The 11,858-nt window shown below is 42.7% G+C and carries 6 protein-coding genes; all 6 read left to right on the top strand.

The genetic code is table 11. The features are described from left to right. Positions 1-29 precede the first annotated feature (29 nt). The 6 genes from proQ to R7M72_RS21695 all read left to right on the top strand — a co-directional run bounded on the left by proQ (position 30) and on the right by R7M72_RS21695 (position 11,700). Positions 30-656: an RNA chaperone ProQ gene (proQ, locus tag R7M72_RS21720; RefSeq protein WP_005377435.1), complete on the top strand. Its 627-nt coding sequence runs from the start codon at positions 30-32 to the stop codon at positions 654-656. 17 nt (positions 657-673) lie between these two features. Beyond that, a complete protein-coding gene (prc, locus tag R7M72_RS21715; RefSeq protein ID WP_017634279.1) occupies positions 674-2,680 on the top strand; it encodes a carboxy terminal-processing peptidase in 2,007 nt (668 codons plus the stop codon). A gap of 194 nt (positions 2,681-2,874) precedes the next feature. Further along, positions 2,875-3,540: a hypothetical protein gene (locus tag R7M72_RS21710; protein ID WP_053304489.1), complete on the top strand. Its 666-nt coding sequence runs from the start codon at positions 2,875-2,877 to the stop codon at positions 3,538-3,540. A gap of 226 nt (positions 3,541-3,766) precedes the next feature. Beyond that, complete coding sequence (pepN, locus tag R7M72_RS21705) at positions 3,767-6,373, top strand: aminopeptidase N (protein ID WP_053304490.1); 2,607 nt, start codon at positions 3,767-3,769, stop codon at positions 6,371-6,373. Positions 6,374-6,438: 65 nt separating this feature from the next. Continuing rightward, positions 6,439-6,657, top strand: coding sequence for a DUF2835 domain-containing protein (locus R7M72_RS21700; RefSeq protein WP_005377440.1), 219 nt, complete (start codon positions 6,439-6,441; stop codon positions 6,655-6,657). A gap of 201 nt (positions 6,658-6,858) precedes the next feature. After that, positions 6,859-11,700, top strand: coding sequence for an NAD-glutamate dehydrogenase (locus R7M72_RS21695; protein WP_042522994.1), 4,842 nt, complete (start codon positions 6,859-6,861; stop codon positions 11,698-11,700). Positions 11,701-11,858: the final 158 nt, after the last annotated feature.

The raw sequence follows: 11,858 nt of genomic DNA, 5'->3' as shown, positions 1-11,858 counted from the left end.
GCGGAAATCCGCTCAAATCAGGACCCCTCATGACTGAAAAGTTAAAAAACAGCAAAGAAGTTATTGCATATATTGCTGAATGTTTCCCTAAGTGCTTTACTTTAGAAGGTGAAGCAAAACCTCTGAAAATTGGTATTTTTCAAGATCTTGCGGAACGTCTAAATGAAGACGAAAAAGTAAGCAAAACACAGCTTCGTGCAGCGTTAAGACAGTACACTTCATCATGGCGTTACCTACACGGTGTAAAACCAGGTGCAGTACGTGTAGACCTAGATGGCAACCCTTGTGGTGAGCTAGAAGAAGAGCACGTTGAACACGCGAAAGCGACACTTGCAGAAAGCAAGGCGAAAGTTCAGGCTCGTCGTAAAGAACAAGCACAAAAAGCTCGTGAAGAGGGTAAGGCGAAAGCGAAACCTGCGGCTAAAAAGCCTCAACAGCCTCGTCGTACTAATAAACCAAAAGTACAAAAACCAACTAAGCCTGTAGAAACGCGCGCTCTAAATGCTGATGAAATCACAGTAGGTAACGCAGTTAACGTGAACATGGGCAAAGGAAACATGGCAGCGACCATTGTTGAAATCAATAAGGATGATGTACGTGTTCAACTTGCTAACGGCCTACAAATGGTTGTGAAAGCGGAGCACTTGCGCGCATAAAGGAGATACTCCTACGCATGAATTGCCGTTCAAAAGTGACCCTGATTGCTGCTAGCTTATGGCTAGCAGCATCAGCTCAGGCTCTTGAAGCCAAACTACATAAAGATGACCTGCCGGTTCTTTCTCCTGAAGTTCAGCATGAAACAGCTAGCAAACGAGTCACCTCGCGATTTACCCGCTCTCATTATAAGCACTTCAGCCTCAATGATGATTTCTCTAAAGCGATCTTTGAACGCTATGTAGAGTTGCTTGATTACAATAGAAATATTTTCACTCAAGCAGACATCGATTCATTTAAAAATTGGTCAGTCGAGCTTGATGATCAGCTTAAATCGGGCAACAACCAAATTGCTTTTGATGTTTACAACCTCTCAATGCAGAAGCGTTTCGATCGTTTTGCTTATGCGTTAACTCTACTCGATGAAGAGATCAAGTTTGATACCGATGACGAGATAGAGTTAGACCGCTCTGAGGCCGCATGGCCAAAAGACGAAGCAGAGCTCAACGAGTTGTGGCGCAAGCGTGTGAAATATGACGCGTTAAATCTGAAACTGACTGGCAAAGAGTGGCCAGAGATTAAAGAAGTTTTAGAGAAGCGTTATAACAACGCGATGAAGCGCATCACACAGACCAACAATGAAGACGCATTTCAGTTGTATATGAATGCCTTCGCGCGACAGGTTGACCCTCATACAAGCTACCTTTCTCCACGTAATGCCGAGCAATTCCAATCGGAAATGAACCTTTCTCTAGAAGGCATCGGCGCCGTTTTGCAAATGACAGACGATTACACAGTAATTCGTTCACTTGTTGTTGGCGGTCCGGCCTCAAAGAGTAAGCAACTTGGTGAAGGGGACCGAATCACTGGTGTTGGACAAGACGGTGAAGAAATTGTCGACGTGATCGGTTGGCGTCTGGATGATGTTGTTCAGTTAATCAAAGGCCCTAAAGGCACAAAGGTTAATCTACAGATCTTGCCAGAAGGTAACGATGCGAAGAGTTACATTGTCACAATTGTTCGTGACAAAGTTCGCTTAGAAGATCGTGCAGTTAAGTCAGAAATCATCGAAAAAGACGGTAAGAAGATTGGTATTTTAGAAGTACCAAGTTTCTACGTCGGCTTATCGAAAGACACCGATAAATTACTAGCTGAGTTGAAAACCAAAAACGTTGACGGCGTAATCGTTGATCTACGCAACAATGGCGGTGGTGCGCTAACAGAAGCAACGGCATTGACAGGTTTATTCATTAAAGAAGGTCCTGTAGTTCAAGTTCGTGACAGCTATGGCCGCATCAAGGTGAATGCCGATACCGATGGAAAAGTGAGTTATGATGGCCCATTGACGGTGTTGATTAACCGCTACAGTGCTTCAGCATCTGAAATTTTTGCAGCGGCAATGCAAGATTATAATCGTGCAATCATCTTAGGTGAAAACTCTTTCGGTAAAGGTACAGTTCAGCAACATCGTTCACTGAATCATATTTACGATCTTTTCGATAAAGAGCTAGGTTATGTTCAGTACACGATTCAGAAGTTTTATCGTATTGACGGTGGAAGTACGCAAAATCGTGGTGTTGCACCAGATATTTCGTACCCAACGCCAATTGAGGCTTCTGAAACAGGTGAAAGTGTTGAAGACAATGCTTTACCTTGGGATCAGATTGATAAAGCACAATATCAAACGTTTCCAAGTAACGACGCCTTAGTTGAAAAACTTACTGCTCTTCATAACAAGCGTATTTCTGATGAAATGGAGTTCCGCTTTATCAATGAAGACATCGAGAAATATCGTAAAGAAAAAGACGATAATACTTTGTCTTTGAACGAAAAAGTTCGTAAGGCTGAATCGGATAAAGCGGAAGCCCTTCGATTACAACGCATAAATGAACGTCAAGTTGCTTTGGGTAAAAAAGCATTTAAAACATTGGATGACATACCAAAAGACTACGAGGCTCCTGATGTTTATTTAGATGAGTCTGTCGCGATTATGGTCGATCTACTTAAGCAGGAAAATCAGTCATAATAACTGGCAATTTAGAATAAAAAGAGTGAGTCTTTCAGATTCACTCTTTTTTTATGCCTTTTTGTCTTCCGCTGTCTCGATATCGAGCAAGATATTCGCTTATTTTCCCCCAATAATTTACGTGATCTACATCTAAAATTTCGCGAAAGTGAGGACTACTGGCTAAGCTAAAAGAAAACGATAAGGATGCCGATATGAAGTGGTTCTTTATTTTACTTAGCTTTTGCTGCTTTAGTGTGTTTGGTGGAGAAAACACCAGAGAAGATGAATTAAGTCACTTTGACACGCCGTTTCTCATCGGAGACTGGTATTTGATGAACCCAAACCCCGAAGAGTCGGCTGAAAACTTTCGTGCGATCAAACTCTCATTAGGTTCTGACTACAGCTTTTCTATTGATATTCAAAAGAAAGACTATTCCGTTGACCATTGGGAAGGGCTGTATAACGCAAATGAAGACACAATCGTTCTTGGTTTAAACACCGACGAGCCTCAAATTTATGCCTATCGCAACAACCATAATACGCTTGATCTTAATGGTGTAACATTCACTAAGGGATTATCCAATTCACTTGCAGGTATGTGGTCTAGCTCTCACGTATCTGGCGACGGTCTTGTGGCCAACAACATTAATCAGATGGATTTGATACTTCAACCTGATTTCGTGTTCATGTTTAGGGTTTCGAACGAAGAAGGGGATGAGTCCATCAAACAAGGTGTGTTTTACACAGAAGATGAGTTTTTGGTTCTGCTGTATGAAAATGGCGAGCATGGAACCACGTATAAGCTCAACAAGAATGAGCTAACGATCGAAGATTCCAATGGTGATATGTACGCCGTACTCAATAGAGTTACGCCATGATGCCTTTAACATGCGCCAAATTACGCGTGCGTACGGTAAGTCATTAATGTTGTTTAAATGTTAATCAAAAAACGGAGCTAGAGCACTAAAAGCTCCGTTTTTTGATGGAAAGACTTGTATTCTGATACCACAACCCCTACAAATAGCTTATATAGTGATACCAGAAATGCATTTTTGATCATGCAGTCTGGTATTTTTGTTGTTCGACATACAAGGATTTATGCTCATGTCTCAAGCTCCCCTGGCCAAATATCGTAAAGATTATAAAGAGCCATCTCATGCGATTACTGATATCGATCTTACTTTTGATCTATATGACAATGACACAATCGTTACGGCGGTATCAAAAGTTGCTCAAAAAGGCGATACAACAACGCTAGAACTCGATGGCGAAGGGCTTGAGCTACGCGCTGTAAAAGTAAATGGTGAGGATTGGGCTCATCACGAGGTGAAGGAGTCATCGCTGGTACTGACCGATCTTCCATCCGAGTTTGAACTTGAAATCGTCACCAAAATTGATCCTGAAGCGAATACAGCACTCGAAGGTTTGTACAAATCAGGCGGCGCATTTTGTACTCAGTGTGAGGCTGAGGGCTTCCGCCGTATCACGTACTATCTAGACCGTCCGGATGTTCTAGCAAAATACACAACAAAAGTGATCGCAGATAAAGCGGCTTACCCATATTTGCTGAGCAATGGTAACCGAATTGCAGAAGGTGATGCAGAGAACGGTCGTCATTGGGTTCAATGGCAGGATCCGCATCCAAAACCAGCTTACTTGTTCGCCCTTGTTGCAGGCGACTTTGATGTATTGCGTGACAAATATACAACGATGTCAGGTCGCAGTGTTGATTTAGAAATCTTTGTTGATAAAGGTAACCTAGATCGTGCAGGCCATGCGATGACATCTTTGATCAACTCGATGAAGTGGGATGAGGAACGCTTTGGCCTGGAATACGATCTGGATATTTACATGATCGTTGCTGTTGATTTCTTCAACATGGGTGCAATGGAAAACAAAGGCTTGAACATTTTTAACTCAAAATATGTGCTGGCGAACGATCAAACTGCGACAGATCGTGATTATTTAGGCATCGAAGCTGTGATCGGTCATGAGTACTTCCACAATTGGACTGGAAACCGTGTCACTTGTCGTGACTGGTTCCAACTAAGTCTAAAAGAAGGCTTAACCGTATTCCGTGACCAAGAATTCTCTTCTGACTTAGGCTCTCGTGCTGATAACCGTATTGATAACGTACGTATTATTCGTGGTCCTCAATTTGCGGAAGATGCAAGCCCAATGTCTCACCCGATTCGTCCTGACAAAGTCATTGAGATGAATAACTTCTACACGCTAACGGTGTATGAAAAGGGCAGCGAAGTTATTCGTATGTACCATACACTCCTTGGCGAAGAGGGCTTCCAAAGAGGAATGAAACTTTATTTTGAACGTCACGATGGTACCGCCGCGACGTGTGAAGACTTTGTTTCTGCAATGGAAGATGCCACCGGTGTTGATTTAAAACAGTTCCGTCTGTGGTACAGCCAATCGGGTACACCAACGCTGCGCGTAAATAGCGAATACAACGCTGATGCAAAAACTTACGCACTAACGGTAGAGCAATTTACGGAGCCGACGCAAGACCAAGCAGAAAAACAAGCGCTGCATATCCCGTTCGATATCGAGTTGTATGATTCGAAAGGTCAAGTTATCCCATTGATGAGTAACGGTGAATCTGTTCATAACGTGCTGGATATTAAACAAGATAAGCAAACGTTCGTATTTGAAAATGTCGAAGAACAGCCAGTGCCATCTTTGTTGCGTGAATTCTCGGCACCAGTCAAATTAGAATACGATTACAGCGATGACGAGTTAGTCTTCTTGATGAAGCACGCAACGAACGATTTTGCTCGATGGGACGCTAGCCAAATGCTATTGGCTAAATACATTCGTCAGAATGTGAAAAACGTTCAAGCGGGACAAGAAGTATCGCTTTCTGAAGGTGTGATAGATGCTTTCCGCGGTGTGCTGTTGGATGAAACGCTTGAGCCAGCTTTCATTGCTCAAGTTTTCTCTATGCCTTCAATCAATGAGATTACTGGTTGGTACCAGCAAATTGATATCGATGCCGTAGACAAAGTGCTAAACAGCATTACAGTGTCACTTTCCAAAGAGTTAGAAGATGAGCTAAGTGCGACTTATCACACGCTTAAGCAAACAGAGTATACGATCGACCATGCTGCTATTGGCAAGCGTGCTTTACGTAACCGTTGCCTTCAGTACCTTGCACATACGGAAAAAGGTAATGATTTAGTCAACGCGCAGTACGCATCTGCAAATAACATGACAGATACGATTGCTGCGATGAGTGCTGCAAATAACGCTCAGCTCGAGTGTCGTGAAGCACTTATGGCTGATTACAGCGATAAATGGAAGCACGATGGTTTGGTTATGGATAAGTGGTTTGCACTGCAAGGTAGCAATCCTGCAGAGGATGCTCTTGAAAAAGTAAAAGCAACCATGAACCACGAAGCATTTAGTTTGAAAAATCCGAACCGTACGCGCAGCTTAATTGGCTCGTTCTTAAGTGCGAACCCTGTACGTTTCCATGATAAATCCGGTGTAGGTTACCAGTTTGCCGGTGAAATTCTTCGCCAACTAAATGATTCGAACCCACAAGTAGCTTCTCGAATGATTGATCCTTTGCTTAAGTTCCGTAAATACGATGAAGCTCGCCAAGCAATGATTCGTGCAGAGCTTGAAAAGCTCAAAGCAATGGATAATCTTGCTAAAGATCTATTCGAAAAAGTGACTAAAGCACTAGACGAATAGTAAACAACACAATAGGGTGGTCATTAAGGCCACCTTATTTGTTTATGTCACTTAGTTTTCACTTCATGAACTATTACTACTTCAATCTCAACATTTCATATCAAACGTTTTTATCTCATTATTCTGGTGCGGCAAGTGTTGTTCAAGTTGTCACACACAACGGTTTGCGTTTGCAGTTACCCGCCGCGAGATTTAGACCATTTCTTAGTCAATTGGGCGTTAGAGGCCAGTTTAGACTAACAACTGACCAAAATAATAAGTTTCTTAAGTTAGAAACTCTGTGATGTATTGTATTTGCAGAGAGTTAAATAGGAATCTTAGTCACAGAATCGGACATTTCACCTCTTACCACTACGATTAGTTGTTAAACATTTGTAATTATGCTTTTACAATGGGCACATGCATTACCTATGCTTAGTTTCTAAGGTAACAACCTAGCTACTAAGTCCCCCTACAAAACAACAATTCTAATGTGGAGTGTGAATATGACCGCGCGTGAAAATGTAGTGCCGGTTCTGCTTGAAAAGGTTTACCAACTGATTCAAGACAAACTCGAGCTTTCTCACCAAACGCTTGTAACTAAACTTGCTCAACACTTATTCAGTAACATTGCTGATGATGATCTAATTCAGCGAAACGAATCCGACCTTTATGGTGCTGTCGTTAGCCTTTGGCACCATATCAATGAAAAAAAACCAGAAGAGATTTCGGTTCGAGTATTTAACCCGACCGTAAGTCGTCAAGGCTGGCAATCCACACACACAATCGTAGAAATTGTTGTTCCAGATAGTCCATTCTTAGTGGACTCAGTCAAAATGGCTTTAGCACGTTTGGATCTTGTTTGTCACCTAATGTTGAATAACCCAACACAGATTCAGCGTGATAAAAAAGGCCAAGTTACAGACGTAAACGGTGAGGGTGGTGTTCTTCAATCACTTTTCCACATAGAGGTAGACCGCCTTACTAGTAAAGACGAGATGCAAGCGCTTAAAGAAGAGCTGTTAAGAATTCTATCTGATACTCGCTTAGTCGTTGATGACTGGAAGCAGATGGTTGATAAGCTTAAGTTTGTTACTGATGAACTTGAGAAAAATAAAGATCGTGTTTCTATCCAAACTGATCGTATGGATGAAACGATCGCATTTCTTCGTTGGCTAGAAGATCATAACTTTACCTTTATGGGTTATAAAGATTATGACTTAAAAGAGGTCAATGGTGATACCGAACTTGTTCCTGCTAAAGAAAAAGGACTAGGTCTGTTTGCTGATGACAAGCGCGTGCGTAGCGTCAAGCTCTCTGAATTATCAGATTCAGCGCGATTAGAAGCGAAAAAACCATACGCTCTGATCATCACCAAAGGTAACAAAGCATCTCGTATCCACCGTCCGGCTTATACTGATTACATCGGTATTAAAAAGTTTGATGAAAACGGTAAAGTAATAGGTGAGCATCGCTTTACTGGTTTATATACCTCCGCCGTTTACAACCAAGCGGTACAAAGTATTCCTCTGATCCGTGAAAAAGTTGACCGTATCCTTGAAGCAAGTGGATACCGCCACGGATCATACTCATACAAAGCATTGCACAATATCTTAGAAAACTACCCACGCGACGAGTTGCTTCAAGCTAATGAAGAAGAGCTGCTTGAGGTGGGAATGGGTGTTGTACAAATGCAAGATCGTGACTTGCTGCGTTTGTTTGTTCGTAAAGACCCATTTGGTCGTTTCTTCAGTTGCATGGTTTATGTCACTAAAGATCGTTACAACACAGAATTGCGTCGTCAAACTCAACGCATTCTTAAGCAGTACTTTGGTTGCGAGCAAGAGGTTGAATTTACAACGTACTTCTCAGAAAGCCCACTAGCGAGAACACATTACATTGTTCGTGTAGACAATAACAACATTGACGTAGACGTGAAAAAGATCGAGCAAAATCTAATGGAAGTTTCTACCTCTTGGGATGACAGACTAAAAGAATCCATCATTGCTAACTTTGGTGAAAGTAAAGGCCTTCCTCTTTCAAAAGAATATATGAGTGCGTTCCCTCGCTCATACAAAGAGGACATGATGCCAGGTTCTGCGGTTGCAGATATCGAGCGCTTAGAAGCGTTAAGTGATGATAATAAACTTGGTATGTTGTTCTACCGACCTCAAGAAGAGGGAGCAGATTCCAAAGCTGTCCGCTTAAAGTTATATCATCGCGATGAACCAATTCACCTTTCTGACGTAATGCCGATGTTGGAAAACCTTGGTTTGCGTGTGATTGGCGAATCGCCATATGAGATCGAGAAAAACAACGGTCAGACCTTCTGGATCCTTGACTTCTCTATGCTGCATAAGAGCGAGAAAACCGTTGACCTTCGTGAAGCTCGTGATCGTTTCCAACAAGCATTTGCTGCCATTTGGGCGGGTAATCTTGAAAGTGATGGTTTCAACCGATTGTTATTAGGTGCGTCTTTATCTGGCCGTGAGATTTCCATTCTTCGCGCTTACGCACGATACATGCGCCAAGTCGGCTTCCCATTCAGTCAGCAGTACATCGAAGACACGCTAAGCCACTACCCAGACTTAGCGACAGGTCTAGTCAAGCTGTTCACCAAGCGATTTGATCCGAAACACAAAGGCAGCGAGAAAGGCCAAAACGATCTAATTAAAAAGCTAACAGAGCAGTTGGATCGTGTAGAGAGCTTGGATGATGATCGTATTATTCGTCGTTATATCGAAATGATCATGGCGACGCTTCGTACCAACTACTACCAAGTAGACGAGAATAAGCAGCCTAAGCCTTGGTTATCTTTGAAAATGAAGCCAAGCGATATTCCTGAGATTCCGCAGCCTGTACCTGCATTCGAGATCTTTGTTTACGCACCAGATATTGAAGGTGTTCACCTTCGTGGTGGAAAAGTGGCTCGTGGTGGTTTGCGTTGGTCAGATCGTCAAGAAGACTTCCGTACGGAGATTCTTGGCTTAGTGAAAGCGCAACAGGTTAAGAACACTGTAATTGTACCAGTGGGTGCAAAAGGCGGCTTCGTTTGTAAACGCCAGCCATCTCTCACCAGTCGTGATGAAATTTTTGCGGAAGGTCAGCGTTGTTACAAACGCTTTATCCGTGCACTGCTTGATGTGTCAGATAACATCATTGAAGGAGAGGTGGTACCACCACAAAACGTTGTTCGTCACGATGAAGATGACCCATATCTAGTAGTGGCTGCCGATAAAGGCACAGCAACCTTCTCAGATTTGGCAAACTCTGTTTCTGCAGAATACAACTTCTGGCTAGGTGACGCATTCGCTTCAGGTGGTTCAAACGGTTACGATCACAAAGCAATGGGAATCACCGCAAAAGGTGGTTGGGAATCTGTTAAACGTCACTTCCGTGAAATGGGCATCAACTGTCAGACCACTGATTTTACTGCAATCGGTGTAGGTGATATGGCAGGTGACGTGTTCGGTAACGGTATGCTGTTATCGAAGCATATTCGATTGCAAGCTGCGTTTAACCACATGCACATCTTTATTGATCCAAATCCAGATTCAGCCAGCAGCTGGGAAGAGCGTAACCGCTTGTTTAATTTGCCAAGATCAAGCTGGGAAGATTACAACAAAGACTTGATCTCTCAAGGTGGTGGCATCTTCTCTCGTCGATCAAAATCGATCCAGTTGACGCCAGAAATTCAGAAAATGTTAGGTACGAAGAAAGCATCTTTAGCGCCTAACGATCTGATAAAGATGATCTTGAAAATGAAAGTCGATCTTCTTTGGAACGGTGGTATCGGCACTTACGTTAAATCATCGACAGAAACTCATACAGATGTTGGTGACCGTGCTAACGACATGCTGCGCATTGACGGCCGTGACTTAAGAGCCAAAGTGGTTGGCGAAGGTGGTAACTTGGGTATGACTCAGCTTGGTCGTATCGAATACGCACTAACTGGCGGTCGAGTGAACACGGACTTCGTTGATAACGTAGGTGGCGTTGACTGTTCGGATAATGAAGTCAACATCAAGATCTTCCTCAATGGACTGGTTTCAAATGGCGATCTTACGGTTAAGCAACGTAACCAAATTCTAGAGTCTATGGAAGACGAAGTGGGTGAAATTGTCTTGGATGATGCTTACCGTCAGTCGGAGTCGATCTCTGTTACTGAACAGCAAGGTGTTGGCATTGTTAAGGAGCAAATTCGATTCATCCACACTATGGAGAAAGCAGGGTACTTGGACCGTGCTCTCGAATACATTCCTGATGATGAAACGCTAATCGAGCGTGAAAAACAGGGACTAGGTCTGACTCGCCCTGAGCTATCAGTGTTAGTTGCCTACGGTAAAATGGTACTTAAACAGCAACTTGTTACGGATGAAATCGCAAATGATGAATTCCATGCAAAACAACTTGTTGAATATTTCCCAAGTGCGTTACGACGTAACTATAAAGATCAAATGGTTAATCACCCACTGCGAGCTGAAATTATCGCTACAGCATTGGCTAACCAGATGGTTAATGAAATGGGCTGTAACTTCGTTACTCGTTTGCAAGAAGAAACTGGTGCAAGTGTTGTCGATATTGCCAACGCTTACAGTGCGGCTAGAGAAATCTTTGATTTAGAAGAAATCCTCAAGCAAACTCGCAAACTTGATAACGTTGCGACAGCGCAAGCTCAATACGAAATTATGTTTTACGTGCGCCGAGCACTGCGTCGAATTGCACGCTGGTTGCTTCGTAACCGTAGCGGCAAATGCACGGTCGGTGAGTTGATTGCTATCTACAAGCAAGATGTCAATGTTATCACTGAAACCCTAGACACTATGTTAGTTGAGTCTGAAGTTGAAGAACACAATGAGTTGGCTCAAGGTTGGATAGAGAAAGGGGTTGAAGAGAAACTCGCTCACCAAGTTGCCCGATTATCAAGCTTACAATCTGCACTGGATATTTCATCAGTAGCAAGTGAAACAGGTAAAACGGTTGAGCAAGCATCGAAACTCTACTTTAACTTGGGTGACCGTTTATCGTTGCATTGGTTCTTGAAGCAAATTAATAGCCAAGCCGTTGATAACAACTGGCAAGCACTTGCAAGAGCGGCATTCCGTGAAGATCTGGACTGGCAACAACGTCAACTTACCGCTCAGGTACTGACTTGTGGCTGCTCAACCGAAGAGCTTGACGTGATGGCTGCGTTAGAAGATTGGATTGAAACTAACGAGCAATCGTTGCACCGCTGGGAGAGTATCTTAAACGAGTTCAAAGTTGGCTCAGTACACGAATTTGCTAAGTTCTCTGTAGCACTTCGAGAGCTAGTACTTTTAAACCTCAACTGCTCATCGAAAGAGTAGTGGAATAATCAAGTCATAAGTAAAAGCCTCGTTATTTAACGGGGCTTTTTATTATCTATTATTCACATTTGGAACGAAAATAGTTACATTGTCACATTGAGTTGAAATTAAAACAGAGTGAAATCGATTGCTTTTAAGCGGTTAGTTACGATTTTTAT

Source organism: Vibrio sp. YT-18 (assembly GCF_033337345.1).
GTDB classification, from domain to species: domain Bacteria; phylum Pseudomonadota; class Gammaproteobacteria; order Enterobacterales; family Vibrionaceae; genus Vibrio; species Vibrio alginolyticus.
This window is presented reverse-complemented; position numbering and strand designations above follow the sequence as displayed.